Source organism: Thalassospira sp. ABL2_045 (genome assembly GCF_056161285.1).
In genome coordinates this window covers 258,627-285,287 of the sequence record NZ_JBSWYV010000001.1, presented here as the reverse complement: position 1 = coordinate 285,287, position 26,661 = coordinate 258,627, and the positions used below count along the sequence as shown (strand labels likewise).

Below are 26,661 nucleotides of genomic sequence, written 5' to 3'. Positions count from 1 at the left end.
ACTTACCTTCTGACGAGAAAGGCCAAGCAAAGACCGCCGATAACGACTTCAATGCCAAGGGCGGTGAGGATCGTGCTGCTTGGCATACCATCCATCAGGATTCCGACGAGACGTGCGAGCGCGTATGAGAGATAGAGCAGGCTTGAGAGCATGAGGCCCAGGCGCGCCATCTGACGCCGGAAGGCGCCAAGCAGGATCATGATGCCGGTTGCCAGAAGAAATCCACCCGGCGCGCGGACCTCGCTCAGCAGGTTGATATCAGGGCCAAGGATGATCCCCGCAGATGCCTGAAACTGCGCGGGGACAAACATCAGTCCGGCCCCAATTGCGATGGCAATGGCGCCAGATACCGCCAGCAGGGCCCGTGAGGCCCGTGACGGCAAATCAATTCGTTGCGAAACCGTATTCATCATGGCCTCCGAAGGTTGGGTGTTTTGAATTGCCAACTTGACATTGTGTCAATTGACATGGTGTCAAGTACAGGTTACTTTACATGATGTCAAGAGATAACACTGAAACCAGAACCCGCATCCTCACCGCCGCGTGGGAGCTTCTTGAAGCTCGTCCCGGCAAAGAAGTCCGGATGAGCGACATCGCCAAAGCCGCAGAAATCAGCCGTCAGGCGGTTTATCTGCACTTTCCGACGCGCGTTGAACTGCTGGTGGCGACCACCCGCCATATTGATGAGATCAAGGATGTCGATGCGCGATTGCTGGCCAGCCGCACAGCCAAGTCGGGTGTCGACAGGCTGGTGGCCTTTGTCGAGGCATGGGGCAATTACATCCCCGAGATCCACGGGGTTGCGCGTGCCCTGATGGCAATGCAGGACAGTGACGAGGCGGCCAAACTGGCCTGGGTGGATCGCATGCGCGGCCTGCGCCAAGGGTTTGACGCCGCCATCACAGCGTTGGAAAAGGATGGAAAATTGTCCGCCGATTACAGCGCGCGTGAGGCCACCGACCTTTTGATGTCGTTACTGTCGGTCCAGACGTGGGAGCAGCTGACGCAAACCTGCGGCTGGTCACAGCAACAGTTCGTTGATCACGCCAAGGCGATGGCGGTTAAGCTGTTTGTTGCGGCGTAAGGTCGGCAAGCCCGAAGGCAAGGCGGAGCCTTATTGATCTTCCCACCAGCGCGGGAATTCGGGCAATTGCGCATCCAGGTCAACCGGCGCGGCATTGCGGTCAGTGCGGTGTCCGATCCGTTGCTCGATGCGTTTAACCGGTTGCTTGATCTGATCAATACGCCGCGCGATATCCCGGTTTTGGCCCCGTTGATCAAACAGGAAATCTTTTACCGGCTTTTGATGGGCGAACAGGGCGCCAGGTTGCGCCAGATCACGTCGTCGGAAAGCCATAGCTATCAGATTGCGCGTGCGATTGACTGGCTTAAGAAAAACTATGATCAGCCGTGCAAGGTCGAGAATCTGGCAGATCTTGCGGGGCTGAGCAGCTCGGCCTTTCACAACCATTTCCGCAATATTACCACCATGAGCCCGCTTCAGTTCCAGAAACGCATGCGGCTGAATGAAGCACGTCGTTTGATGTTGCTTGAGCGCATGGATGCCTCCACGGCGGCCTTTGAGGTCGGCTATGAAAGTCCGTCGCAGTTCAGCCGCGAATACAGCCGCCATTTCGGCCTGCCCCCGTCGCGCGATATCAAATCACTGATGCAGGCGGCAGAATAGGCAGAGCTGTTTTGACTGGTTTTGCGGGGGGCTCAGGCGGTTTGGAGGATGTCCGGACGGCTTTTGCGTTCGATCTTGTAGACCGATGAGGGCGGGACATTGCGAACCGTGGTGCCGATCCGGGTGGCCTGCAGGTCAAGGCGGGAAAGGATGGCTGCGGGGACCGGGCAGCGCGGGCCATAGGTGAACTGGTAAAACGCCCCGTCTTCGCGCAGATATTCGAAACTGCCCGACAAAATCCCCATGATCTGACGCGGCTTCATCGACAGGAGCGGCAGGCCGCTGATCGCACTTGCCAACTCACCCGGGCCAAACAGGCTTTGGCGTCCCAGTCGGCAGGCATCCATTTGCAGAATGCGGGCCTTGGGATAGCGTTGGGCCAAAAGGCGCGAGAAATCCGGCCCGGCTTCGATCAGGGTCAGGTCGTTCTGGGGGACGCCGCGATCCAGCAAAGCCCTGGTTAACACACCTGTCCCTGGTCCAAGTTCGAGAACCGGGGTGCGTTGAGCGGTGACCTCGGACGTGATCAGCCGCGCCAGTGCCGGGCTTGAGGGCGAGATGGCTGATACTTTTCTGGGATCGGTGACCCAGGCACGAATAAACGGCAACAAATCCGACATCGACTGGCCTGTTTTGGTTGCGAAGAAGGCGGGGATAGTGAGCCCGCCTTTTATGTCGCTACAGGTGCATGTTTGTGTTCATTTTGCGAATTGCCACGCCGCAGGTCTGCGCGGTGGCAATTATATCGCGTGATCAGGCCGCACGGTTGCGGCGCAGGATATCGATGATTTCCGCCTTGTGCGGGTCGGCATGAAAGGCATCGGCCATGATGATGACACCCTTGGTGCCGTCATTGGCTTCGATCATGAACAGCGTTGCCTCGTCACCCGGATCGGTACCATGATCGGTGCTGTTGGAATGAACAAGGCGCAGCTCGTCCGGGCGATAAAGCTTGCCGGTGCCGTCACTGCGCACACCGTCTTCCTCGGCCATGAAGTGATGTTCAAAACCGTGGTCTTTTGCGTTTGCCTGAAGATCAGCCAAGGTCATTGCGGGCCTCCTTGATCAAAAAAATGTCTGACTAGGGGTAAAACGCAAAGACCTGCTTGTTGTTCCGAGATCAGCCCTGCTTGCGCCGCAAATGATCGACCAGTTCGGCCTTGTCCGGGTCGGTATGGAAGCTGTCAGGGACAATAAGCATGCCGCGCGTGCCATCCTTGGCCTCGATCATATAAAGCGTGGCGTCATCGCCGGGATCGGTGCCGGTATCGACTGATCGGCAATCAATGATGCTCAGATCATCGGCGTGATAGCGCGTTTCGCGGCCATCGCAGATGACGTGATTGTCCGATGCGCTGAAAACATGGGAAAAGCCGCGCTCGCGGGCGAGATCCTGCAGTTCGATCAAGTTCATGGGGGCCTCCGATCTTGTGCTGTGTGCTTCAAGATACATCCTATCAGAGTTTGGCATCGTTGTGATTGCGCAAGCGCAAAACAGCAAGAATGGGCAGCGAAAGTCGCCAAAATCCTCAGGAAATCTGCATCTTCATGCCTTCGTGGCTGGCGACAAAGCCAAGCCGTTCATAGAAGCGATGGGCATCCTTGCGGGTTTTATCGGTGGTGAACTGCACCAGCACCACCCCCAGTGATTTCGAAATCGAAACAGACTCGGCAATAAGCTTCTCGCCGATCTTCTGACCGCGTGCGGTGCTGGCGACCCGGACCCCTTCGATCTGGGCGCGCAGCTGGCCGCGCCGGGACAATCCGGCAATCAGGGTCAGCTGCAAACACCCGACAATATCGGCTTCCTGAAGGGCCAGCAGGTATTTGTTGGGCAGCGCGTCGGTGGATTGGGATTCCATGGCGTCAAACGCGTCGAAATAGGCCGCTGGCAGCGGATCGGTAAATTCCTCGCGGGTTTTGCCTTTTTCGTCATCGGCCAGAAGGGCGACGATGGCGGGCAGGTCATCGCGGGTGGCATAGCGAAACGTGACGTCTGATGATTGTGTCATGATATCCCTTTCCTGATGGCGGGACATCATGGGCAAAGTCGGGCGTTCGCACAATCAGCCAAAGGTCTGGGATTGTTCACTTTTGGCGCATGGGGTGCCCGCCAAACGGCAATGATGCCGCCTGCTGATATGCGAGGCGACATCATTGCGTGTACTGCAGGAACCATCAGAAGAAACCGGCACGGGGATGGGGGGATGATGCCGATCCCAGGTCAACGGTCCCCGCAATCACATGATATTGAGCGGTTTGGGTCGTTTGGCCGGTTTACGCCAGGCCGCCATTGGCGCGAATGGTCTGGCCATCGACCCAACCGGAATCCGGTCCGGCGAGGAAGGACACGACACCGGCGATGTCATCGGGCTCACCAAGCCGTTCAAGTGGTGGCATTTTGGAAAACTGGGCGATCTGCTCGTCGGTTTTGCCACTGAGGAACAGTTCGGTTGCCACCGGCCCCGGGGCGACGGTATTGACCGTGATCTGACGACCGCGCAGTTCCTTGGCGAAAACGCCCGTCATCGCCTCGACCGCGGCCTTGGTGGCGTTATAGACGGCATAGCCTGGCAGTTTGAGATGAAGGGCGGTGGTCGAGAAATTGATTACCCGGCCATGATCGCGCAGATGCTTGGCCCCTTCGCGCAGCATGTTGAAGGTGCCACGGACATTGATGTCCATCATCGCGTCATAGGTGGCGTCATCCATGTCAGCAATCGGCCTGGTCGTCATGACACCGGCATTATTCACAATGACATCAACCCCGCCAAACTCGGCGATGGTCTTGTCAAACAGGGCGGTGACCGCATCCGGGCGGGCGATATCGGCCTTTACCGCAATCGCCTTGTGGTCTTGGGATTTCAGGCTTTCAGCCAGTTCTTCGGCGGCTTCGGCGGAATTGGCATAGTTGATGACAACGGCAAAGCCATCCGCCGCCAGACGTTTGGCAAGGGCAACGCCAATACCGCGTGATGCGCCGGTGATGATGGCCGTTCTGTTTTCATTGGCAGACATTCAAAGTCTCCTTGGACTTGTGTGGCGTGTTGAGTGCGATGGCGCCAATATGCCCAAGATGACTTTTCGGATAATTAGCCTATATTGGAATTTATTATTCGAAATTAGATAACAATAGGCACCTGTATGGACCGGTTTGAGGAAATGCGCAATTTCGTGCGCGTGGTGGAGCGCAAAAGTTTTACCAAGGCGGCCAGTGATCTTTTGATCCCGCGTGCCACGATGACCAATTCCATCCAGCGGTTGGAAGAGCGGCTGGGCACCCGGTTGCTGGAACGTACGACGCGGACTGTCAATCCTACCCATGATGGGGAGGCCTATTATCAGCGCTGTGTCAGGATTCTCGCCGATCTTGAAGAAGCCGATGGCAGCTTTACCAATGCCGATCCCAAGGGATTGTTGCGGGTAAACCTGCAGGGCACGCTGGCGCGGACCTTTATCATCCCGGCCTTGTCAGATTTTCGGGATCGTTATCCGGGGATCGAGCTGGTGCTGGCCGATGGTGACCGGTTTGTCGATCTGGTGCATGAGGGATTTGATTGTGTGCTGCGCAGTGGCGATCTGGCGAGTTCCTCCATGATCGGGCGGAGGCTTGCCCTTTTGCATGAGGCGACTGTGGCAAGCCCCGATTACTTTGCGCGCGTTGGCATGCCTGAAACAATTGATGACCTTAAAGCGCAGGGTCATCAGATGGTTTGCTTTCTGTCAGGCGCCGATGACCAGCCGATCCCGCTTGATTTCACCGTGGATGGCAAGGTCTGTGAGGTCATGCTGCCTGCGAGCATTTCGGTGACCGGGGCGGATAGCTATGCCGCCTGTGCGGCGGCCGGATTGGGGATCGTGCAGGTGCCGCGCTATCGCGTGGCCGAGGACCTAAGATCGGGTAAGCTGATGGAAATCCTGCCGGAATTTCCGCCGGACCCTATGCCGGTCTCGATACTTTATCCGCAGAACCGCCAGCTTTCCGTGCGGGTGCGGATATTTGTCGACTGGCTGAGCGCGCTGTTTGCGAAGATTGATTTTGCCGGGTCAGGCCGGGCGTGATTCGTTGGCAAGCATTTTGATCCGGTTTCGCAATGAAACCAGATGCGCCTGCCAGTAATGGGTCATCATCGGCTTGAAGCGGTTGTCATTCAGGCCATTGCGGCCGGGATGGGCCATCGAAAGTTTTTCCAGAGACAGATGTTCCAACGTGATGCGGGTGTAATCGCCCTGGGGGCTAAAGCGGATATCAACCAATGTCGCCGGTTCCTTGGGGTCGGCCATTGGCCATTGCCATTCAAAGGCAAGGCGCTTGCCCGGTTCCCACTTGGTGACCTTGCCGGCACGGACGATGAAATCGGGGCGACGTTTATCGACTTCCTGCAAATAGCGGACGCCATCACTTTCACCAAATTCCATAATGCCCGGACGATTGCCAATCAGGCGGTTGCGCGGCCCCTGCTTCCACCAGTGATCAATCTCGCTGGTGAATTGCTCAAAGGCGGTGGCGGCGTCACATTCAACGCGAAGCGCAACAAAGGTTTTGGCTGACATCGATCATCCTGTTTAGCGGCACCGCCAGTAATTTGGCGGGTAATCCTCCTTCTTTTGCAGAAAGCCCGCATGCGGACAAGCAAAACCCGACCCGGCGGGGATTTTGCGCCGGATCGGGTTTACTTGAGGGTCACGTGTGAGGTCGGAGGCCTTAGTAGCCGATCTCGCGATTGACCAAACCGCGCGGGGTTTCACCGCGCGCCAGACGATCAAGGTTTTCGGCAATCTGATCGACGGATTCTTCAAACCGGGTGGCTGCGGCAATATGCGGCGTGATGCGGATTTTCGCATGATCCCAGAACGGATGACTTTCGGGCAGCGGTTCGGTCGCGGCAACATCAAGAAACGCACCACGCAGATGGCCGGTATCAATCGCGCGCAGCAAATCGGCCTCGTTGATCATGGCACCCCGCGCGGCATTAATGATCGCAGCCCCCTTGGGTAGGAAGGACAGCGTGCTGCTGTTAAGGACATTTTCGGTTTCCGAGGTGCGCGGCAGCAGGCAGATCAGGATATCGGACTGACCGAGGAATTCACCAAGCGTTTCCTTACCGGCAAAGGTGGAAATGCCTTCAATCGCCTTCATCGAGCGGCTCCAGCCCGAAACAGAGAAGCCGAGATTGGAAAGCGACACGGCAACGGCAGAGCCGAGCGCACCCAGCCCCATGACGCCAACCCGGCATTGCGAAATGCGTGCGACGTCATGCTGGGTCCAGTCGGCCTTGGCCTGCTGGGCGCTATAGACATCAAAGTCGCGCATGAAATGAAGCGCGGCATAAAGATGATATTGCACCATCTGGTCGGCCATGCCGGCATCTTCCAGGCGAATGACCGGCAATTCCGTCGGCAGGCTTGGCGATGACACAACATGATCTACCCCGGCACCGAGCGAGAAGATGGCTTTGAGGTTCGGCAGCGTCTTGATCAGACCCTGCGGCTGTTTCCAGAACAGGGCATAGTCAATCGTTTCAGGATCGTAATTGTCGTCCTCGGTCACGATATTGGCGTCCGGCAGACGATCGACCATCACGCTTTTCCACTTCTCATCATCGCCGGCAGCGGAAATCAGAATGTTGAGCGGGGCGTTGGTGGTCGACATCGGGGACTCCTGGTCAAAGCTTTGAATGTTGGGGCGATAAACGGGGCAACTATTAAGGTTGCACATATCAAACGCGCCAGAGCGCAAAGCGTTCCGGCGCGGTCAATACAGTTTGTCATGGACCGGCCCGGTTTCACAAGGCCGGTTGCGTGCTTTTAAGCGGCAAAATCAGTGGGCAAAGATCATGGCCGGATCGCGGAAGGTCTTGAATTCAAGGCCATTTCCCGCTGGATCTTCGACAAAGAAGGTACCCTGCTCGCCCGGTTCACCCTTAAAGCGGATCTTGGGCTCAAGCAGGAATTTGACGTTGGCGGCCTTCAGCTTGTCGGCAAGCTGATGCCATTTTTGCCATTCCAGAACCGCCCCGAAATGCGGGATTGGCACCGCATCCCCATCGACATCGCCCGATCCCTTGTTCTGGCCTGCTTCCGGGCGGACATGGGCGGACAGCTGATGACCAAAGAAATCAAAATCAATCCAGGCCTCGGTCGAGCGGCCTTCGTCACAGCCGAGAATGTCGATATAGAACGCGCGGGTATCAGCAATCGATTTGATCGGGAAGGCCAGGTGGAACGGTGGCAGGGACGGCGAAGACATGGTCGATCTCCAAGATTATCCAGATTATCTAACGATGTGTTGTTGGAATTACTCTAATACGTCAGAATGCGGCGGGTAAAATCAGAAGTTCTGGACCTATCAACAGGAAAGCTAATGCTATGGCGCTGCGCCCGACCACTCCGCCGCTCAATGCCCTGCGTGCGTTCGAAGCCGCCGCCCGGCTTGGCAGTTTTGCCCGCGCGGCCGAGGAACTTTCGGTAACATCCGGCGCCATCAGCCAGCAGGTCGCCAATCTTGAAGCCAGCCTTGGCATGGTTTTGTTTGAGCGTAATGGCCCGAAACTGAGCTTGCGCGAAGCCGGACGGGCCTATTTGCCCAGTCTGCGCCGGGCCCTCGACGAGATCGAGGCCGCCACCCTTGATCTGGTCACCCATGGCGCGGGGGAGCGGAAACTGGTCATCGGCGCGCTCCATACCCTGGCCAGCAGTTGGCTTATTCCAAAATTAAATCGATTCCAAAACGAATATCCTGATATCCGCCCGGTGATCGAGACCCTGGCGCTTAATTTCGCCACTCCGGAACGCAGCCCGGACCTTGGCGCGCGCCAGATCGATGTCGGGCTTTATTTTGGTGATGGTCGCTGGCCCGGGATGGTATGCGACAAGATTTTTGATGAAATTCAAGTGGTTGTCGCCAAACCCGGATATGTTGCTTCAGGTGAGATGACGGGTGAAAACAGCCCCGTCGATCCGTCAGACCTCATTGCACGCTACCCGCGACTGGTCCACACCACCCGGCCCAAGGCATGGCATGACTGGGCGCAGGCCAACGGGATTGCCATAACCGGGGCACCCGGACCGGCGTTTGAGCACTTCTTCATGTTGATCGAGGCGGCCAAGGCCGGCATGGGAATCGCCCTGTTACCAAGGGTTTTGATCGAAGGACCGCTGGCAGAAGGCAGCCTTGAAATCATCAGCGAAGCCCGCCTGAAATCACGTGGGGCATACTACCTGATCACGCCCGAAAGCCGTCAGGACGGGCCGGAAGTCCGCGCCTTTCGTGACTGGGTGCTCGGTTTGGCAAGTGAATCCGGTTTGTCAGAATAACCCGGCAAGTATTTGAAATTATGGACGGATTGTCCAACTTTCGGGACGCTAGGCGCGGCGATACATGCTGTGCAACAGGTGATCTTTCTTCGGACCGGTGATTTTTATTTTTGTTTCGAAATGATCTGGCCCGTTCCAGATCATGCAATGGTGATAAAAGTCATCCCCACAGGGGTGAATGTCACGCGCACAAAGATCGGTTTCACCTGCTTCACCCTGCTCACTCTCCTCACCAAATTGCAGCAGCACATAACGATTGCCGAAACTCAAGGGATCACGAAACAGAAGCTCGATCGCCGCCGGGTCTTCGTGCAGGACAAAGTCATATTCCCGGTAGCCATCAAACCGCTTGCCGTCCGGGCGGGTCAGAAACCCCTCCTCGCGATAGCGTAGCACGTTGGGTTGGTTGGGATCGGCGGCATGAAACGTGACATCGCCGGTAAACTGCCCGGCCTCTCCCAGATCGCGCATGAGCGTCCAGTTGCCGGTAAGGGCCTGGAAAATCTCGGCTGCGGTGGGGATGTTGGATGCCATTGGTGATTTCAGGTCTGTGTCGGGACAAAAAAGGCAGGGCGCAAAATGCGGGGCCCTGCCTTTTGAATGGGATTTCAGTCGCTTAGGCGCCCGGCAGCATCCGCGGCAGTTTCTCACCGCCCAGGATATGCACATGCAGGTGCGGGACGTCCTGGCGGCCGTGTTCGCGGGTGTTGGCGATCAGGCGGTAGCCGTCCTCGACCACGCCGGCTTCCTTGGAGATTTTGCCAATCGCGCGGGTATAGGCGATGATTTCGGCATCCGAGGCATTCTGGGCAAAGTCGTCATAGCTGGTATAGGCGCCCTTGGGGATGACCAGCACATGAGTCGGGGCCTGGGGCGCGATATCATTGAAGGCCAGCACATGGTCATCTTCATAGACCTTGGTGCACGGGATTTCACCGCGCAGGATTTTGGCGAAGATGTTTTCCGGATCGTAGGGCTGAACGGCCATGATGATGCTCCTGAACGCTATTTCTCAACTTTGATCGTCATATTGGACAGGCTTGTCGCCCGGTGCAATTTCGATTTTGCGAAAGTGCGACCATTTTCCAATTTCCGTCATTCCGGGCGGAGCAAGGCGGAGGCCCGGAATCCATGGTAGCGGTTGTATCGATATGGATGCCCGCCTGCGCGGGCATGACGGGTGTTGGGGTAATCCTTAGTCGCTTTTGCGCGATGCCTTCTCAGTGATACCTGAAATGCCCTGACGCTCAGCCAGGATCTTCCAGACATCTTCGGGGTTCACCCCCTGATCGGCCCAAAGCACGGTAAGGTGATAGAGAAGGTCGGCACTTTCCGATGCGACCTTTTCCGGGCTTTCGGCCAAAGCGGCAATCACGGTTTCAACGCCCTCTTCGCCGACTTTCTGGGCGATTTTGGGCGTGCCCTTGGCAAACAGCTTGGCAGTATAGCTGGTTTCCGGGTCTGCACCCTTGCGGGCAGAGACGGTTGCGTAAAGCGCATCAAGGATATGTTGGCTTTTATCCGTATCGGGCATGATTTCAGTCCTCGCGCACCGGGATACCGGCGGCTTTCATGTGGTCCTTGACCTCGCGAATGCGATAGGTGCCGAAATGGAAGATCGAGGCGGCCAGAACCGCCGATGCGTGGGCATCCCGCACCCCTTCGACCATATGATCAAGCGTCCCCACCCCGCCTGAGGCAATAACCGGCACATGCACGGCATCAGCGATGGTTTTGGTCAGCGGGATATTAAAGCCCGACTGGGTGCCATCACGATCCATCGAGGTGACAAGAAGCTCCCCCGCACCGTATTCGACCATTTGTTTTGCAAACGAAACGGCATCAATCCCGGTGGGTTCACGTCCGCCATGGGTAAAGATTTCAAACTTGTCCGGGCCGGTCGATTTGGCGTCGATCGAGACCACAATGCATTGGGATCCGAACTTGCGCGCCGCTTCGCGCACGAAATCCGGGTTTTTCACCGCGGCGGTATTGATCGAAACCTTGTCCGCACCGGCCAGAAGCAGCTTTCGGATGTCTTCAAGGGTGCGCACACCGCCGCCGACGGTCACCGGCATGAAGCAGGCCTCAGCCGTGCGGGCAACCACATCAAAGATGGTATCGCGGTTGTCACTTGATGCCGTGATATCAAGGAAGCAGAGCTCGTCTGCGCCTTCGGCATCATAGATGCGGGCCTGTTCGACCGGGTCACCGGCATCGATCAGATCAACGAAGTTGACCCCTTTGACGACGCGGCCGTCCTTGACGTCAAGACAGGGAATGACACGGGTTTTCAGCATGGTCTGTTTCCTGTTGGGTCGGTTACGAAAGGGCCGCGATGGCCTCTGCCAGATCGATGCGACCATCATAAAGCGCACGACCGGAAATCGCGCCATCAATGCCCGAGCTTGTGTGTTTCTTGACCGCGACCAGATCATCGAGCGACGAAACCCCGCCCGAGACGATCACAGGCGTCGAGATTTCCGATGCCAGAGCCACGGTGCTCTCGATATTCGGGCCGCCCATCGCACCATCCCGGTCGATATCGGTAAAGATGATCGCAGCCACACCGCAATCTTCAAACTTCTTGGCCAGTTCCAGGGCGGTGACTTCGGACGTTTCCGCCCAGCCTTCGACTGCGACATAACCATCACGGGCATCAATGCCGACCGCGATCCGGCCCGGCCATTTCGCGCAGGCTTCCTTGACGAAATCCGGGTTGCGAAGCGCCACGGTGCCAAGGATCACACGGGTGATGCCTTTATTGAGCCAATAATCAACCGTTTCCATGGTGCGAATGCCGCCACCCAGCTGCGTCTGTGCCTTGCCCGATACGGCGGCAAGGATGGAATCCACTGCTGCACCATTGACCGGCTCACCGGCAAAGGCGCCGTTCAGATCAACGATATGAACCCAGTGGCAGCCCGCGGCGACAAATTCGCCGGCCTGTGAGCCCGGGTCATCGTTAAACACGGTTGCCTTGTCCATGTCGCCGCGCAGCAGGCGCACACAGGCGCCGTCTTTCAGGTCAATTGCGGGATAAAGGTTCACTGATCGGTGTCCTGTATTTTCTTGGTGTAGTAATAGCCTTCGACCATCTTGCCATCGATCATCGCGTAATAGGGATTGATGCCCCAACGGACATATCCAAGCCCGTTATAAAGTGCGATGGCGGCCTGCTGGGTTTCGCGAAGGTCGAGTTTCAAAACGCTATAGCCCGCTTCACGGGCGAAATATTCAATCGACCGCACGATCGCCTTGCCGTTGCCGCGCCCGCGCGCCCAGGGGGCAACGAAATGGCCGGAAATCTGGGCGGAATGGCGCTGTGCTTCGAGGTTGGCCGGTGTTTCGATCAACTGGGCGGCACCGGAAATGATGCCATCGACGCGCGACACAAACAAATGACGCCCTGGCATCAGCAAAACGCCGCGCCAGTATTTTTCCATGTCCGGACGATCCGGCGGGGTCAGCCAGCCAAAGCCGCCCCCTTCGACAATCGCCTGGGTACAGGCATCGACAATGTCGGAAAGCTCGCCCGCGGTCAGTTCGGTGACGCGTTCGGCACTTACACCCGGATCAATGGTATCTGATGGTGCGATCATGGCTTCCACCCCAGAAAGTTCCCTATGATGGTAAGCCCGGTTTTCTGGCTTTTTTCCGGGTGGAACTGGGTACCAATCATGTTGTCACGCCCGATCATGGCCGTCAGATCCCCGCCATAGGCAACCGATGCCAGACGCTGGTCCGGGTTGGTGACATGCATGTGATAGCTGTGCACGAAATAGGCGTGATCGCCATCGGAAATGCCGTTAAGCACCGGGTGCGCCTTGCCCGCCGGATCAAGCACCAGCTCGTTCCAGCCCATATGCGGGATTTTAAGCGACGGGTCGCTGGGTTCGATCGCAACGACTTCGCCGGCAATCCAGTCAAGGCCGTCGGTGACGACAAATTCGCGGCCGACGGTCGACATCAGCTGCATGCCAACACAGATGCCAAAGAACGGTTTGCCGCCCTTAATCACCTGTTCGGTCAGGACATCCACCATGCCGGTGACGGCATCCAGACCGGCCCGGCAATCGGCATAGGCGCCAACGCCCGGAAGCACGATATGGCTGGCGTTGCGGACCTTTTCCGGGTCATCGGTGACAATGATCTCGTCAGAAAAGCCGGTTTCACGCGCAGCACGCTCGAACGCCTTGGCGGCAGAGCGCAGATTGCCGGAACCGTAATCAATAATCGCAACACTCATGGGTAGGATGGGCTCCCGATTGAGGGGGTGGAGGTAAGGGCAGCTGCGGACTGTGGGACGCGCAGCCGGGAATTTTTTGACCGCTCGAAGCAGCGATGTTCGGCGTCGGTTTCATCGTGGCCTGCGACGATATCAACCATCTGCCAGCCATTTGCCGCGAGTTTGCGACGACGCAAATCATTGGCGATCAGGCCAAAGCCGATCCCGGTCACAAGGGCCAGGGCAAAGTCCATTTCCGGCCCGCCGTTAAACAACTCGACCGCAAAGGTGCACAGAAGCGACACCACGACCAGGCCGATAAAGCCCAGCCACAGGCGATGATACAACGCCCAAAGGCCCGACAGCAGAAAGGCCCAGAAATTGAAGCCTTCGCGGATCAGGATGGCGTTCTCCATCGGATCGGCATCGCCGGGATGGGTATGGACTGTGTAAACCTTCATCGAAAACCGGTTCTTTGGGCCGGTGGCAGTTTGGTATCAGTTCTGCCACCGGTTACTTTTCGATCAGATCGAACTGACCTGCTTACAAGGAGCCGCCAAGCGTGCCCTTGGTCGAGGGAATGGCATCGGACTTGCGCGGATCAATTTCAATCGCCACGCGCAGCGACCGTGCAAGCGCCTTAAAGGCACTTTCGATGATATGGTGATTGTTCTCACCATACAGGTTTTCGACATGCAGCGTGATGCCGGCCGCCTGGGCAAAGCCCTGGAACCATTCGCGGAACAGCTCGGTATCCATATCGCCCAGCTTGTCGCGGGTGAATTCGACATTCCAGATCAGATAGGGACGGCTTGAAATATCAAGTGCGACACGGGTCAGCGCTTCGTCCATCGGAAGCAGGCAGCTGCCATAGCGCGTGATGCCCTTCTTGTCGCCAAGCGCCTTGGCAAAGGCTTCGCCGATGGCAATGCCGCTATCTTCGGTGGTGTGGTGGAAATCAATATGCAGGTCGCCTTTGGCCCGGACTTTAAGGTCCATCAGGCTGTGACGCGAAAGCTGTTCGAGCATGTGATCAAGGAACCCGACCCCGGTCTCGACGTCATAAACGCCGGTCCCGTCAAGGTTCACTTCGACCATGATCTGGGTTTCGTTTGTGTTACGCTCAACGCGGGCCTTGCGCATGCAAAGCTCCTTTCCTGCAGATATTGATGCATATGACGGGTCGTATGTAGCAATAAAGCTGCCCAAAAGCCAGTTTTAGGTGCCTACCTATTGGCCGCAATCATCGGTTTTTCCGCTTGCATCGGACAGCTCATCGGGCTGGGCGGTTATCTTGGGGTTATTTCCGGGTCAGATGATTGACTTCATCCCAGTTTTGTTCTGGCGGATGATCGATAAATTCCCGGCATCTTTCGATATAGATTTCAACCAGTTTTGATGTAGTTGCCGCACCCAGATGGGCCTTGAATGCATCATGTGCCTCGGCCCATTTCTGATCGTGATAGAGGTCCATACAGGCATCCCATGCCGCGATTTCGCTTTCCTGTGCGGCGATATCGACAAGGGCATTGGTCGTATCATCCCGATTCCCGATCAATTCATAGATATCAATCGGCAGGCTGGTGCCCATCGGGACGACACGATCGACGTATCGAAGCAGGAAGTTGTCGGATGCTCGTTTTGCGACGGCATCACTGACCAGGATGCGAGTGCCATAAATCTTGTTAAGTCCCTCGATCCGCGAGGCAAGGTTCACCGCCTCGCCAAGGGCTGTGTATTGCAGGCGATGTTCGGAGCCGACATTGCCGACAACCACCTGATCGGTGTGCAGGCCAAAGCGGGTGTAAAGTGGAAACAGGCTTGAATCCTGCGAGATGGAATTAAGCCGCCTTCCGGCCAGACGGCAGGCCAGTGCTGCCTTGCAGGCATGATCGACATGGTCGGGATCGCTGGTTGGCGCGTTCCAGAATGCCATGATGGCATCGCCGATATATTTGTCGATGGTGCCATTGCCGTTGATGATGATCTGCTGGTCCATTGCGGCAAAATAGTTCGAAAGCTCATGGGCCAGATCGGTCGGTGAATAGTTTTCGGTTTTGGCGGTAAAGCCTTCGATGTCGGTAAACATGATCGACAGCTCACGCGATTCGCCGCCGATTTCCACCGGATTGCCGTCTGACATGATTGATTTCACCACATCCGCCGGGACATAGGCGCCAAAGCTTTTCAGGCTGAGCTTCATGTTTGCCACTGCCTTGGACAGGGCATCGACCTCGTAGATATGCGATTCCATATTGAAATCGCCGCCCAAATCAAACTGGCCAATCTTTTCGGCTTCTTTGGCGACGGCATTGATTTGCCGGCTCAGCATGCGCGAAATGATGGCGATCAGAATGATGGTGAAGACAAGGATCGCAGTTGCGATCTTAAGGACGTTTTGCGTGGTTGCCTTGATATCACCGACAAACTCGTCCTCGGGCACGATCAGGCCCAGAACCGGTGATACGCCAAATGTTTCCGGGATCGCCGCCGTAGAAGCGAGGTACTTTTTACCATCGGTTTCATCGACAAATTCAAAGAAGGTGTCGGGATGGTTGCTCCAATGTGTGATGGCGCGACTGACAATCGGATCTTTGATTTCGCGATTGCCGATCTTAAAGAACGTCTCGTTTGTATTACTTCCATAGGGGCCGCTATAGGCCAGTACCCGGTTTTCCTTGCCGAGCATGAAGACTCGGCCCTCATCACCAATGCGAATATCTCCCAAAATTTTCGTCACGCTATCGAGTGTCAGATCGATACCAAGAACGCCCATCAGAGAGCCATCCGGGTTCATGACCCGCTTGGCAAAGGTTACACCTGGTTTGTTTGTACTGTTAAACGTATAGAACGGGCTCACGAAAACGTCGTCTTTTTGCTTTGCGCCCTCGTACCAGGTGCGGCGTCTCGGGTCATAGGTGACCTCGCTATATTCCGTGCCGGTAACTGTGCCCCAGTCCGATTGATAAAGGTAGGTATCAAGCTTGCTGCCCGACATTGCGTAATCAATCGTGCGATAGATGATCCGACTTTGATCGGGTATGGGGCTATTATTCGGGCCGAATGTTTTCAGCTCCTCGGGGATCTGGACAACCTGAAAGAACCGCCCATCGTCTTCGAACCCGAAAAACAGGCCGTAAACTTGTGACAGACCCTTGATCTGGCTTGCCATGACCGATCCACCGGTGGGCTCGGATATCGTATCAGGGAAGGCATTGATCATATCGGCTGTGGTGGTGACAACCTGCCCAACGGGCACGATGACGTTGATCAGGCCATCAATGGTTTTCTGCCGGGCATTTTCCATCTCGGCACGTGCGGTTTGCAGCGCAAGGTTACGATTGCTTTCATAGAGAAAGGCGACCGTCACACCCAGCATCACAACCGCAATCGTCGTAAACGCAGCGGTAACGCCAATCTGAAGCCTGATTTTCACCTGATAGAATGTCCATCATGCCAGGCAGCGGAGTGCCACCTGTTCGTATAATCATACCTTTAGATTAAGCCGCGATGGGTGAAAAACAACATTAAGTTGAGTAGTCAGGTGAAAAAAATCATAATGGTTACTTGGAGTTGTTCTAAACAAAGTCGAATTTATCAACGTCAAACAGGCCGCGATCGGTCATTTTCAGGTGCGGGATCACCGGCAGGGCCAGGAAGGCGACCTGAAGGAACGGTTCGGGCAAAACGCATCCCAGATCCTTGGCCGCCTTGCGCAGATCAATCAGGTGTTTTTCGACGGTTTCAAACGGTTCAAGGCTCATGAGGCCTGCGACGGGAAGTGCCAGTTCAGCGGTGACCTTGCCGCCATCGGCAACTGCAAAGCCGCCGCCCATTTCAATCAGGCGATTGACGGCGGCGGCCATGTCGGCATCATTTGCGCCGACCACGGTGATGTTGTGGCTGTCATGCCCGACGGATGAGGCAATCGCCCCGCGTTTCAGGCCAAAGCCGCGCACAAAGCTGCGTCCGATATTGCCGTTGATGCCATGGCGTTCGACGACGGCCACCTTGATGACGTCATTATCAAGATCGGGTTTGAGGCCGTTTTCGCCAATTTCAAGTGTGGCTTCATCGCGGAAGGTCAGGATAAGTCCCGGCTTGACCTTGATCACCGGGGTCTGGTTCTGCCCCGGTTTGGGGTCGCAGGCAAATGCCTGTGCCGAGACCGGGGTGGCTTTCATTGAGCTTAGACCGACAGGGTCGATGGTTTTGCGTTTGGCGAACAGGTCCTTGGTGACAAGGCGACCACCGGCAATCACATCGGTGACGTTGCAGCTCTCAAGATCATCAAGAATGGCGATATCAGCCCGCCATCCCGGCCCGATCAGACCGCGGTCGCGCAGGCCGAAAATCCGGGCTGCCGAATGGGACGCGGCGCGATAGGCATGATGGATCGGGCAATTACGGGCCTTCAAATGCCCAATTAATCGCGCAACAAGACTATCAAGATGACCTTCTTCGCCGATATCAAGCGGGTTGCGATCATCGGTACAGAGTGCCACGAAGCTTGAGCTGTTTTCATCCAAAATCTCGGCCAGTGCCTCAAGGTCCTTGGACACCGATCCTTCGCGGATCAGGATCGCCATGCCCTTGGCGAGTTTTTCGCGGGCTTCCTCGGCAGAGGTGGCTTCATGATCGGTGCGGATGCCTGCAGCCATATAGCCATTGAGGTCCGATCCGCGCACCAGTGGCGCGTGACCGTCAATGTGGCCATCCTGAAACGCTTCGAGCTTGGCCATGATGCCCGGATCAAGATTGAGCACGCCGGGATAGTTCATCATTTCTGCCAGACCGACGACTTTTTCGTGCGAGCGGAACGGCAGAAGGTCTTCGATTTCAAGCCGGGCACCGGCGGTCTCGAACGCAGTGGCCGGAACGCAAGACGACAGATTGACCCGCACATCCATCACGGTCTGCTCAGAACAATCCAGGAAGTATTTGATGCCCTCGGCGCCCAGCACATTGGCGATTTCGTGCGGGTCGCACAGCACGGTGGTCACGCCATGCGGCAGCACGCAGCGATCAAATTCCAGCGGGGTAACGAGCGAGCTTTCGATATGCAGGTGGGTATCGATAAAGCCCGGAACGGCGAACTTGCCGGTGCAATCAATCTCGGTCTCGCCAGCATAGCTGTCATGGGTGCCGACAATCCGGTCGCCGACAATGGCGATATCGGTTTCGGTAACTTTGCCGGTGATGACATCGAGCAACCCGATATTGCGCAGGACCAGGTCCGCCTTGATTTTGCCCTGACCGGCAAGGATGCATTTGCCAAGATGGGTTTGGGTAAGGTCGGTGCTGGTCATGGGTTCTGGTCCTTTTGGCTCGGATTGTTCTTGGAATTCTTTTATGAGCCCAAGGGTAAAGCATGTGGCGCTGGGATGCCTTGAATTTTTTGGGTATCGCGGCATTGAAACTGTGTTTTGTCCGTGATGAAGGTCGCAGGCCCGGCGGCAGGCCCAGGTGCGGGTGGCTTCTGCCCTTGACCGGGGCGTCTGCCGTGCTAACTCTTGGGCGAAGCAATCGAGAAGATTCAAGGATTATTCATGAGCGAACAACAAAGCTGGCATGGCACGACGATCCTGTCCGTGCGCAAGGGCAACGAAGTCGTGGTGGCCGGTGATGGTCAGGTCTCGCTTGGTCCGACGGTGATCAAGGGCAATGCGCGCAAGGTGCGCCGGATCGGCCAGAAGGGCGAGATCATGGTGGGCTTTGCCGGGGCAACGGCAGATGCCTTTACCCTGCTTGAACGGCTTGAAGCCAAGCTGGACCGTCATCCGGGTCAGACTATGCGCGCCTGTGTCGAACTGGCGAAGGACTGGCGGACCGATCGTTATCTGCGCAAGCTCGAAGCCATGATGGCGGTGGCCGACAAGGATGTTTCACTGGTTCTGACTGGTCAGGGCGATGTTCTTGAACCCGAAGATGGCATCATTGCCATTGGATCGGGCGGCAACTATGCGCTTTCTGCCGCGCGCGCCCTGATTGATCAGGATCTCAGTGCCGAGGAAATTGCCCGCAAGGCGATGGCGATTGCCGGTGAGATTTGCGTCTATACCAACGGCAATGTCCTTCTTGAAAAAATCGATATCGAGGATGCCAAATAGCGGTGCCAACGAACGTCGCCTTTCGGGCTGCAAATAACGAAGACCTGCGCTTCCGGTGCTCACGCACATCAAAGTGCGCTGCGCTCCGGTTCTCGGGCTCCATCATTTTCGCCACGAAAATCGACGTTTAAATTGAATGGGCCGCTTCTGCATTCGTCGCAAAAAGATACGGAATAAATTTATGACCCAACATTACAGCCCGCGCGAAATTGTTTCCGAACTGGACCGTCACATCATCGGTCAGAAGGATGCCAAACGCGCGGTCGCCATTGCGCTGCGCAACCGGTGGCGCCGTCAGCAGCTTGACGAAACCATGCGCAATGAAGTCCTGCCGAAAAACATCCTGATGATCGGTCCGACCGGTGTCGGTAAAACCGAAATCGCACGCCGCCTTGCCAAACTGGCCGAGGCGCCGTTCATCAAGATCGAAGCGACCAAATTTACCGAAGTTGGCTATGTCGGGCGCGATGTTGAACAGATCGTGCGTGATCTGGTGGAAGTTTCCATCGACCTGACCCGCGAAAGCATGCGCAAGAAAGTCCATGCCAAGGCGGAAATGCAGGCCGAGGAACGCATTCTCGATGGTCTGGTCGGTGAAAATGCCTCGCCGGAAACCCGTCAGAAGTTCCGCAAGATGCTGCGCGAGGGCGAGCTTCAGCAAAAAGAGATCGAAATCAACGTTCAGGAAAGCAGTTCGGCCTCGATGCCGACCATCGATATCCCGGGCATGCCCGGTGCACAGATGGGCATGATGAATCTGAACGACATGTTCGGCAAAGCGTTTGGCAATAACACGACGCCCAAGCGCATGACGGTCGAAGAAGCCTTTGAACGCCTGATCGACGAAGAAGGCGACAAGCTTCTTGATAATGACAAGGTCACTGCCGAGGCGATCGAAAATGTCGAGCAGAACGGCATCGTGTTCCTCGATGAGATCGACAAGATCACCGCGCGTCAGGAACGCGGCGGCGATGTATCACGTGAAGGTGTTCAGCGTGATTTGCTGCCGCTGATCGAAGGCACGAACGTGTCGACCAAGCATGGCACGGTCAAAACCGACCATATCCTGTTTATCTGCTCGGGCGCATTCCATCTGGCCAAGCCATCCGACCTTCTGCCGGAACTGCAGGGCCGCCTGCCAATCCGCGTTGAGTTGAAGGCGCTGACCGAGGGTGACTTCCGCCGCATCCTGATGGAGCCGGAAGCATCCCTGATCAAGCAGTATATCGCCCTGATGCAGACCGAGGACGTCAAACTCGACTTCACCGACGATGCGGTCGACGAAATTGCCAAGATTTCGGCCAATGTGAATGAGACGGTCGAAAATATCGGTGCCCGTCGCCTGCATACGGTGCTTGAAAAGCTGCTTGATGACATCAGCTTTACCGCCACCGACCGTGCTGGCGAGACCTTCAAGGTTGATGCGGCTTACGTGCGTGAGCAGGTCGAGGATCTCGCCAAGGATACCGACCTTTCGAAGTTTATTTTGTAACCGAAACGTTCGATCAGATCAGATATGAAAAAGGCCAGCACACTGTTGCTGGCCTTTTTACTTTAACCCTCAGTCACCGCAATTTGGTTTATGATACGGCCTTGGGAATGTATCGATTGGGGGTGCGGCCATGGCATATGACATCGTTTATCTGGCAGACAGGCCTGATTGCGTAGACGCCTGCGCCGCTTGGGCATATGGGCGTTGGGGCGTGCAGAAGCCTGAAAGCAGTCTTGAGAATGCCAGGGCGTATTTCGCCAAATGTCGTCAAAAGGATGATCTGCCACTGACCCTTGTGGCGATTAACCGTGATACCAACCTGCCGGTCGGGATGATCAGCCTTTGGCCACAGGATGGGCATGAATGGCCCGACAAAACTCCATGGATTGCCGCGGTCTATGTGCTTTACCGATATCGGGGGGCTGGCATTGCGACAACGCTCGTTGACCACATCCTGCAAGAAGCTAAACGTTTTGGCTTCGATATGGTTTACCTGAAAGCCGGAAGTGCGGCCGAGATGTATCGAAAATTCGGGTTTAATGAAATCGACCGAAGAGACACGGATACGGCCGCCGCCGGTCATGAAATCCTGTTTTGCAAGGATGTCTGACTGTTATTCAAAACAGATCAGGCGCTATGGAGCTTACGAACATTTCCGCCGGTTTTGGCTGGCAGATAGACCGTAAAGACCGATCCCACGCCCTGTTCACTTTCGATCTGCATGGTGCCGCGGTGGCGTTGCACCAGATGTTTGACGATGGCGAGGCCCAAGCCCGTACCACCAACCGCACGCGAACGGGCGGTATCGACGCGATAGAAGCGTTCGGTCAGGCGCGGCAGGTGTTCACGAGCAATGCCATCGGAATGATCGCGGATGGCAACGGCCATGATGCGGTCATGGCGGAAACGGGCCAGCGCACCCGGCGGGTTTTTGGCCAGACTGATCGAGACTTCGACATCGGAATTGGCATGGCCGTATTTGATGGCGTTTTCGACCAGATTGACAAAGACCTGGGTCAGTTCCTTTTCCTCACCGACCATTTCGGTGTCATCAAGCGTGCTGGTGACACGGATATTCATGCCCTTGTCCTGCGCCTTCATGGCAAGGCTTTCGGCGACCTTGCCAATGATCTTGCCGACATTGCACTCCTCGGATGGCGGGGTGTGTTCATTCAGCTCGATCCGGGCCAGTGACAGCAGATCTTCGATCAGATGCTGCATCCGCTGGGCCTGATCGCGCATGACCGGCAGGAACTGGTTGAGCGCGTCCGGATCATCCTTGGCCGGGCCTTCAAGCGTTTCGATAAAGCCAAGCAAAACCGAAAGCGGGGTGCGCAGCTCATGCCCGGCGTCGGTTGCGAAGTCCGCACGCATTTGCTCAAGCTTGCGAAGTTCGGTCAGGTCCGAGAATGTTAGGACATAGTTGCGGTCGCCGGTGGCAGCTGGCAGGCGTGCAGTCAGTACGTCAAAGTGACGGTGCGCGTCAGATGCCAGAACAAACTCTGCATGTTTCATGGTCTGACGTTCGCTGGCGACGTCATCAAAGGCATCCAGCAGGATCGGGTCACGAATGAACCGGGTCAGGTCACGCCCGAGTTCAAGATTGTGAAACAGCCCCTTGGCAGCCCGGTTAAAGCCGGTCACCACGCGCTGGCGATTGACCATCACAACCGGGTTCGGAAGGTGATCAAGGATTTCGGCATCGGTGCTGGTTTGCGCTTCAAGCAGGGCAATGCGATCGCGGAAGGCCGCGGCAATCTGGGTATAAAGCGAAGACAGCTCGGACGCGGCGGCAAAGGAAATGTGTTGCGGCGGGGTGCCTTTATATCGGTCGCGCAAATCAGTGGCATAGCGGGCCACGCGGCGCAGATCGCCGAAATAGATGCGCAACATCGCCACCACACCAACAAAGGACAGGATTGCCGACAGGAGCGCCGTTCCCACGCCAAGCTGCCCCATCGCCGCAAGGACGATGAAGACAATGCCGACCGGAAAGGCGACGGCCAAAGCCGTAAGTATCAATTGGCGGAAACCCAATTAACGCTCCTGTTTAAATGTGTGGCGGGGGTTTAGCACGCGCGTATTAAAAAGTGGACCTAAAATGGTTATGCGCCGGTAAAGATCAAATAAAAGTTTGATGACAGTTTTCTGAGCCTTGAAGTGATTGAAAATATCTGTCGGGTCCGGCGTCCTCAAGGTGGCTGATCATCGGCTTGCGACGGTCACGGTAGTGGTCGGGACATCCGGACTCCGTCTGTCGGCGGGCGTGTGTTTTGCGGCCCGCCGACAGATACCAGATGGGCGTTTGATCAGATGATTTCAGCACCCTGATCAAAACCGAGACGCGGCTGGCGATCAAAAAGCTTGCTGCCATCGCCATAGCCGATATTAAGCAGGAAGTTGCTTTTATACGGCGTACCGGCAAAGAATTCGGCATCAACCTTTGCGTTGTCGAAGCCCGACATCGCCCCGCTATCGAGGCCAAGTGCACGCAGGGCCAGAATGAAATAGCCCGCCTGCAGGGTGCCATTGCGAAACGCGGTGGCCTTGATGGCCTCGTCCTTGCCAGCAAACCATGAACGCGCATCGGTATGCGGGAACAGGTCGGGCAGCTTTTCATAAAATTCCATGTCATGGGCGATGATGGCGGTTACCGGGGCGGTCATGGTTTTTTCGACGTTACCCGGGGCCAGGCACGGTTTAAGCCGTTCGCGCGCTTCATCGGTGGTGACAAAGGTAATGCGCATCGGTTCGCAATTGGCGCTGGTCGGTGCCAGAACGGTCAGGTCCCAGGCCTGTTTGAGCAGGGCCGGATCAACCGGTTTGTCCTGCCAGACATTGTGGGTACGGCCATTGCGGAACAGAAGGTCTAGTCCATCGGAATCAAGCATGGGGCTTCTTTCGTAATATGAGGTCGGCAAACTATCGATATAGGGAGCTTATCGCTTATGACGCAATGCACAATTGGCAAGACCCTATATGAACTGTGGAAAAACAATCAGTTCACTGGTATTTTCGAAGTCAAAATGACCCTGCATAACGCTCTGCGTTGGGCAGGAGACGGGTTTTCTACTGGGGGGAGACCCGAGGCGCAAACGGGTTGCGTCGCGGCGTGGGTGAATCGCAAGATACTGGAAGCAGATATGGCAATTGAGACCAACGGGCACAGCGCGATTTCGGCATTCATGCAGATGACGTCGCCGCGCAGATTGCAGGGCCTTATTCTTGGTGTCTCTTTCGCGGTTGGACTTACTGTTGGGGCGTCAACGGGTTTTGCCCAGACGGCAACGGATACCGATACGAATGACGTGCCGGCGACCACGGAAACGGTCGAGGAAACGACATCCGAACCTGCGGCAATGGATGACGCCCAAGCCACGGCGCCAGATGCTGAACCCGCAGATACGGCGCAAAGCGCAGACGAACCGGACGACGAACAAGTTGTCGAGGTTAGCGGTGACGCGAGTTCGGCCGTGGTGTTCATGTATCATCGCTTTGGCGAGGGTGACTATCCGTCGACCAACATCACGATGGAACAGTTCACCGCCCATGTAAAAGAACTGACAAGCGGCCCCTATACCGTGATGGGCGTTCCGCAGATCGTCAGTGCGCTTGCAGATGGCAACGGACTGCCGGATCGGACCATTGGCATCACGATTGATGATGCTTATCGCTCTGTTTATGAAAAAGCCTGGCCGGTATTTCGCGAAAACGACATGCCTTTCACGGTGTTTGTCTCGACCGAACAGCTTGATTCGGGTTATGCCAACTACATGACCTGGGACATGGTGCGTGAGTTGTCCGAGGCGGGTGTGACCATTGGTGGCCACAGCCAGAACCATTCCCATCTGCCTGATCTTGATATCGAGACGGTCAAGGCCGAGCTTGCCCACTCCGCCGAGCGGTTTGAGGCCGAGCTGGGCTATGTGCCTGAAATCTTTGCCTACCCTTACGGTGAAGCCAGTTCAGAGGTCATCGCGGCGGTCAAGGAAGCCGGATACCGCGCATCCTTTGGTCAGCAAAGTGGCGCGATGCATACCAGATCGGACTTCATGTATTTGCCGCGCTTTGCGCTGAATGAGCATTACGGGGCGATGGATCGCTTTGATCTGGCGGCCAATTCCCTGCCGCTCGTGGTTAGCGATATTACACCAAGCGACTATACCCTGACCCGCAATCCGCCGGCATTTGGCTTTACGCTGGCCGAACCAGCACCTGGAATGAATTGCTACCCGTCCGAAGGGACCCCGACCATGTCGCGCCTGGGCGAGGAGCGGGTTGAAATTCGCCTTGATGGCCCGATTTCAAGCGGGCGTTGGCGGATCAATTGCACCGCGATGGGGGCGGATTCACGTTGGCACTGGTTCGGGATGCTTTATACCGTGCCGTAAGAACCGGCTTGCTAACTGGTGAATAGCCAGTTTAACCCCGCGATCAAAATACCAATAAAATCAACGCCATGTCCGACTGTCGGGCATGGCGTTTTTCGAAGCTGCATTTGCTGCTCATTGGGTTCTTGCGCGCGCTTGGGGGACAATGTAGGTTAACCACACTTCTTAACCGTAATTAATTGGTAATCACAGTGTCAGGTGCCTTAAATCAAAAAAGTATCCTGTTGATCATCTCGGGTGGCATTGCCGCCTATAAGGTGCTTGAGGTGATCCGTCGGCTGCGTGATCGCGGGATCAATATCCGTGCCATCCTGACCAAGGGCGGGGCGGAATTCGTGACCCCGCTTTCGGTTGCTGCCCTGACGGAAAACAAGGTCTATCAGGATCTGTTTTCCCTGACCGATGAAGCCGAAATGGGCCATATCCGCCTGTCGCGCGCGGCCGACCTTGTTCTGGTTGCACCCGCCAGTGCCGATATCCTGGCCAAGATGGCGACCGGACAGGCCGGTGATCTGGCGACCACGGCGCTACTTGCCACCGACAAGCCGGTGATGATTGCGCCCGCCATGAATGTCGAAATGTGGAACCATCCGGCAACACAGGCCAATATCGCAACCCTTGAAAGCCGAGGTGTATTGCGCGTTGGCCCGTCTGCGGGTGACCTTGCCTGTGGCGAAACCGGGTCCGGGCGTCTGGCCGAACCGGCCGAGATTATCGCAAGTGTTGTTGATTTCCTTGAGCAACAGGACGCGCCCAAGCCGCTTTCGGGCAAAAAGGCGGTGGTGACCAGTGGCCCGACCCATGAGCCGATTGATCCGGTGCGCTATATCGCCAACCGGTCGTCTGGCAAGCAGGGCCATGCCATTGCCGAGGCGCTGGCAGCGGCCGGGGCGGACGTGACGCTGGTGACGGGGCCTGTGACCCTGCCGGATCCCGCCGGGGTCAAGGTTGTGCGTGTTGAAACTGCGCGCGAGATGCTTGGTGCCGTGCAGGGCGCTTTGCCGTCTGATATTGCAATTTGTGCCGCTGCGGTGGCCGATTGGCGCACCGCGGATGAGGCCGGGCAGAAGCTTAAGAAAGATGGGTCGGGTGTCATCCCGGACCTGAAACTTTCGGAAAATCCCGACATTCTGGCGACCATCAGCAAGGCCGGGGCAACACGCCCGGGTCTTGTCATCGGGTTTGCCGCCGAAACCGAAAATGTCACCGATCATGCGCGTGCCAAACGGGCGCGCAAAGGCTGCGATTGGATCCTGGCCAATGATGTGGCGCCGGCAACCGGCACCTTTGGCGGTGATGACAACGAGATTTGCCTGATTTCAGGTGACGACGAAACAACTGATGAGCGTTGGGAACGCCAAAGCAAGGCCGGGGTTGCCCGTGCGCTAAGTGCCCGCATCATCAAACATTTTTCCTGACGGGTGTGGTCGAGACCG

Annotated in this window: 31 protein-coding genes; 9 read left to right on the top strand and 22 right to left on the bottom strand. The window is 56.5% G+C overall.

What is annotated here, in order from left to right; translation table 11 throughout:
• Positions 1 to 2: 2 nt before the first annotated feature.
• Positions 3 to 413 (bottom strand): DUF4345 domain-containing protein, encoded by a 411-nt coding sequence (locus ACXAIA_RS01345; RefSeq protein ID WP_475347754.1) that lies wholly within the window; start codon positions 411 to 413, stop codon positions 3 to 5.
• A gap of 80 nt (positions 414 to 493) precedes the next feature.
• Here ACXAIA_RS01345 and ACXAIA_RS01340 point away from each other — a divergent pair, with 80 nt between their 5' ends.
• Complete coding sequence (locus tag ACXAIA_RS01340) at positions 494 to 1,084, top strand: TetR/AcrR family transcriptional regulator (protein WP_475347753.1); 591 nt, start codon at positions 494 to 496, stop codon at positions 1,082 to 1,084.
• Between the two features lie 33 nt (positions 1,085 to 1,117).
• Positions 1,118 to 1,687 (top strand): AraC family transcriptional regulator, encoded by a 570-nt coding sequence (locus ACXAIA_RS01335; protein WP_475347752.1) that lies wholly within the window; start codon positions 1,118 to 1,120, stop codon positions 1,685 to 1,687.
• A 32-nt stretch (positions 1,688 to 1,719) separates the two neighbouring features.
• Here ACXAIA_RS01335 and ACXAIA_RS01330 read toward each other — a convergent pair whose 3' ends face one another.
• The 5 genes from ACXAIA_RS01330 to ACXAIA_RS01310 form a co-directional block, all read right to left on the bottom strand.
• Entirely contained in the window at positions 1,720 to 2,307 is a 588-nt protein-coding gene (locus ACXAIA_RS01330) for a class I SAM-dependent methyltransferase (protein WP_475347751.1), read from the bottom strand.
• A 133-nt stretch (positions 2,308 to 2,440) separates the two neighbouring features.
• Positions 2,441 to 2,737 (bottom strand): phosphoribosylpyrophosphate synthetase, encoded by a 297-nt coding sequence (locus ACXAIA_RS01325; protein ID WP_475347750.1) that lies wholly within the window; start codon positions 2,735 to 2,737, stop codon positions 2,441 to 2,443.
• 70 nt (positions 2,738 to 2,807) lie between these two features.
• Positions 2,808 to 3,101: a phosphoribosylpyrophosphate synthetase gene (locus ACXAIA_RS01320; protein ID WP_475343082.1), complete on the bottom strand. Its 294-nt coding sequence runs from the start codon at positions 3,099 to 3,101 to the stop codon at positions 2,808 to 2,810.
• Between the two features lie 115 nt (positions 3,102 to 3,216).
• Positions 3,217 to 3,699, bottom strand: coding sequence for a GNAT family N-acetyltransferase (locus ACXAIA_RS01315; protein WP_475347749.1), 483 nt, complete (start codon positions 3,697 to 3,699; stop codon positions 3,217 to 3,219).
• 265 nt (positions 3,700 to 3,964) lie between these two features.
• Positions 3,965 to 4,705 carry an SDR family oxidoreductase gene (locus ACXAIA_RS01310; protein WP_475347748.1) on the bottom strand — a complete coding sequence of 247 codons (741 nt, stop codon included), beginning with the start codon at positions 4,703 to 4,705 and terminating at the stop codon, positions 3,965 to 3,967.
• Positions 4,706 to 4,831: 126 nt separating this feature from the next.
• Between ACXAIA_RS01310 and ACXAIA_RS01305 the strand changes: the two genes are divergently transcribed.
• Positions 4,832 to 5,749 carry a LysR family transcriptional regulator gene (locus ACXAIA_RS01305; RefSeq protein ID WP_475347747.1) on the top strand — a complete coding sequence of 306 codons (918 nt, stop codon included), beginning with the start codon at positions 4,832 to 4,834 and terminating at the stop codon, positions 5,747 to 5,749.
• Here ACXAIA_RS01305 and ACXAIA_RS01300 read toward each other — a convergent pair.
• From ACXAIA_RS01300 to ACXAIA_RS01290, 3 genes are all read right to left on the bottom strand, one after another.
• On the bottom strand, positions 5,735 to 6,241 hold the full coding sequence (locus tag ACXAIA_RS01300) for an SRPBCC domain-containing protein (RefSeq protein WP_475347746.1): 507 nt from the start codon (positions 6,239 to 6,241) through the stop codon (positions 5,735 to 5,737). The genes ACXAIA_RS01305 and ACXAIA_RS01300 overlap by 15 nt on opposite strands.
• A 151-nt stretch (positions 6,242 to 6,392) precedes the next feature.
• Positions 6,393 to 7,340, bottom strand: a complete 948-nt coding sequence (locus tag ACXAIA_RS01295; protein ID WP_475347745.1) for a 2-hydroxyacid dehydrogenase — start codon at positions 7,338 to 7,340, stop codon at positions 6,393 to 6,395.
• 168 nt (positions 7,341 to 7,508) lie between these two features.
• Positions 7,509 to 7,937, bottom strand: a complete 429-nt coding sequence (locus ACXAIA_RS01290; RefSeq protein ID WP_475347744.1) for a VOC family protein — start codon at positions 7,935 to 7,937, stop codon at positions 7,509 to 7,511.
• 119 nt (positions 7,938 to 8,056) lie between these two features.
• Here ACXAIA_RS01290 and ACXAIA_RS01285 point away from each other — a divergent pair, with 119 nt between their 5' ends.
• The gene (locus ACXAIA_RS01285) at positions 8,057 to 9,004 is read left to right on the top strand and encodes a LysR substrate-binding domain-containing protein (protein ID WP_475347743.1); all 948 of its coding nucleotides are present in this window, start codon (positions 8,057 to 8,059) and stop codon (positions 9,002 to 9,004) included.
• A gap of 48 nt (positions 9,005 to 9,052) precedes the next feature.
• On the opposite strand, the gene ACXAIA_RS01280 is transcribed toward ACXAIA_RS01285, so the two are convergent.
• The 11 genes from ACXAIA_RS01280 to ade form a co-directional block, all read right to left on the bottom strand.
• Complete coding sequence (locus tag ACXAIA_RS01280; RefSeq protein ID WP_475347742.1) at positions 9,053 to 9,538, bottom strand: DUF6314 family protein; 486 nt, start codon at positions 9,536 to 9,538, stop codon at positions 9,053 to 9,055.
• Positions 9,539 to 9,620: 82 nt separating this feature from the next.
• Complete coding sequence (locus tag ACXAIA_RS01275; RefSeq protein WP_475343100.1) at positions 9,621 to 9,992, bottom strand: histidine triad nucleotide-binding protein; 372 nt, start codon at positions 9,990 to 9,992, stop codon at positions 9,621 to 9,623.
• Positions 9,993 to 10,199: 207 nt separating this feature from the next.
• Positions 10,200 to 10,538 carry a phosphoribosyl-ATP diphosphatase gene (locus tag ACXAIA_RS01270; RefSeq protein WP_475347741.1) on the bottom strand — a complete coding sequence of 113 codons (339 nt, stop codon included), beginning with the start codon at positions 10,536 to 10,538 and terminating at the stop codon, positions 10,200 to 10,202.
• A 4-nt stretch (positions 10,539 to 10,542) separates the two neighbouring features.
• A complete protein-coding gene (gene hisF, locus ACXAIA_RS01265) occupies positions 10,543 to 11,304 on the bottom strand; it encodes an imidazole glycerol phosphate synthase subunit HisF (RefSeq protein ID WP_475343109.1) in 762 nt (253 codons plus the stop codon).
• A 22-nt stretch (positions 11,305 to 11,326) separates the two neighbouring features.
• A complete protein-coding gene (gene hisA, locus ACXAIA_RS01260) occupies positions 11,327 to 12,055 on the bottom strand; it encodes a 1-(5-phosphoribosyl)-5-[(5-phosphoribosylamino)methylideneamino]imidazole-4-carboxamide isomerase (RefSeq protein ID WP_475347740.1) in 729 nt (242 codons plus the stop codon).
• Positions 12,052 to 12,606, bottom strand: a complete 555-nt coding sequence (locus ACXAIA_RS01255) for an N-acetyltransferase family protein (protein WP_475347739.1) — start codon at positions 12,604 to 12,606, stop codon at positions 12,052 to 12,054. Before ACXAIA_RS01255 ends, hisA begins: the two co-directional genes overlap by 4 nt.
• Positions 12,603 to 13,253, bottom strand: coding sequence for an imidazole glycerol phosphate synthase subunit HisH (hisH, locus tag ACXAIA_RS01250; protein ID WP_475343114.1), 651 nt, complete (start codon positions 13,251 to 13,253; stop codon positions 12,603 to 12,605). Before hisH ends, ACXAIA_RS01255 begins: the two co-directional genes overlap by 4 nt.
• Positions 13,250 to 13,693, bottom strand: a complete 444-nt coding sequence (locus tag ACXAIA_RS01245; RefSeq protein ID WP_475347738.1) for a DUF2628 domain-containing protein — start codon at positions 13,691 to 13,693, stop codon at positions 13,250 to 13,252. Before ACXAIA_RS01245 ends, hisH begins: the two co-directional genes overlap by 4 nt.
• An 82-nt stretch (positions 13,694 to 13,775) precedes the next feature.
• Complete coding sequence (gene hisB / locus ACXAIA_RS01240) at positions 13,776 to 14,375, bottom strand: imidazoleglycerol-phosphate dehydratase HisB (RefSeq protein ID WP_475347737.1); 600 nt, start codon at positions 14,373 to 14,375, stop codon at positions 13,776 to 13,778.
• A gap of 157 nt (positions 14,376 to 14,532) precedes the next feature.
• Positions 14,533 to 16,668, bottom strand: a complete 2,136-nt coding sequence (locus ACXAIA_RS01235; RefSeq protein ID WP_475347736.1) for a cache domain-containing protein — start codon at positions 16,666 to 16,668, stop codon at positions 14,533 to 14,535.
• A 142-nt stretch (positions 16,669 to 16,810) separates the two neighbouring features.
• On the bottom strand, positions 16,811 to 18,541 hold the full coding sequence (gene ade / locus ACXAIA_RS01230; protein WP_475347735.1) for an adenine deaminase: 1,731 nt from the start codon (positions 18,539 to 18,541) through the stop codon (positions 16,811 to 16,813).
• A 240-nt stretch (positions 18,542 to 18,781) separates the two neighbouring features.
• On the opposite strand from ade, the gene hslV reads away from it, so the two are divergent.
• The 3 genes from hslV (at position 18,782) to ACXAIA_RS01215 (ending at position 21,444) form a co-directional block, all read left to right on the top strand.
• Positions 18,782 to 19,342 carry an ATP-dependent protease subunit HslV gene (gene hslV, locus ACXAIA_RS01225; RefSeq protein ID WP_475343127.1) on the top strand — a complete coding sequence of 187 codons (561 nt, stop codon included), beginning with the start codon at positions 18,782 to 18,784 and terminating at the stop codon, positions 19,340 to 19,342.
• Between the two features lie 181 nt (positions 19,343 to 19,523).
• Complete coding sequence (gene hslU / locus ACXAIA_RS01220; RefSeq protein WP_475343129.1) at positions 19,524 to 20,834, top strand: ATP-dependent protease ATPase subunit HslU; 1,311 nt, start codon at positions 19,524 to 19,526, stop codon at positions 20,832 to 20,834.
• A gap of 130 nt (positions 20,835 to 20,964) precedes the next feature.
• Positions 20,965 to 21,444, top strand: coding sequence for a GNAT family N-acetyltransferase (locus ACXAIA_RS01215; protein ID WP_475347734.1), 480 nt, complete (start codon positions 20,965 to 20,967; stop codon positions 21,442 to 21,444).
• A 17-nt stretch (positions 21,445 to 21,461) separates the two neighbouring features.
• On the opposite strand, the gene ACXAIA_RS01210 is transcribed toward ACXAIA_RS01215, so the two are convergent.
• A complete protein-coding gene (locus tag ACXAIA_RS01210; RefSeq protein WP_475347733.1) occupies positions 21,462 to 22,871 on the bottom strand; it encodes an ATP-binding protein in 1,410 nt (469 codons plus the stop codon).
• A 272-nt stretch (positions 22,872 to 23,143) separates the two neighbouring features.
• On the bottom strand, positions 23,144 to 23,725 hold the full coding sequence (locus tag ACXAIA_RS01205; protein WP_475347732.1) for a malonic semialdehyde reductase: 582 nt from the start codon (positions 23,723 to 23,725) through the stop codon (positions 23,144 to 23,146).
• A 252-nt stretch (positions 23,726 to 23,977) separates the two neighbouring features.
• Between ACXAIA_RS01205 and ACXAIA_RS01200 the strand changes: the two genes are divergently transcribed.
• Positions 23,978 to 25,225, top strand: coding sequence for a polysaccharide deacetylase family protein (locus ACXAIA_RS01200; protein ID WP_475347731.1), 1,248 nt, complete (start codon positions 23,978 to 23,980; stop codon positions 25,223 to 25,225).
• Between the two features lie 185 nt (positions 25,226 to 25,410).
• Complete coding sequence (coaBC, locus tag ACXAIA_RS01195) at positions 25,411 to 26,643, top strand: bifunctional phosphopantothenoylcysteine decarboxylase/phosphopantothenate--cysteine ligase CoaBC (protein WP_475348230.1); 1,233 nt, start codon at positions 25,411 to 25,413, stop codon at positions 26,641 to 26,643.
• Positions 26,644 to 26,661: the final 18 nt, after the last annotated feature.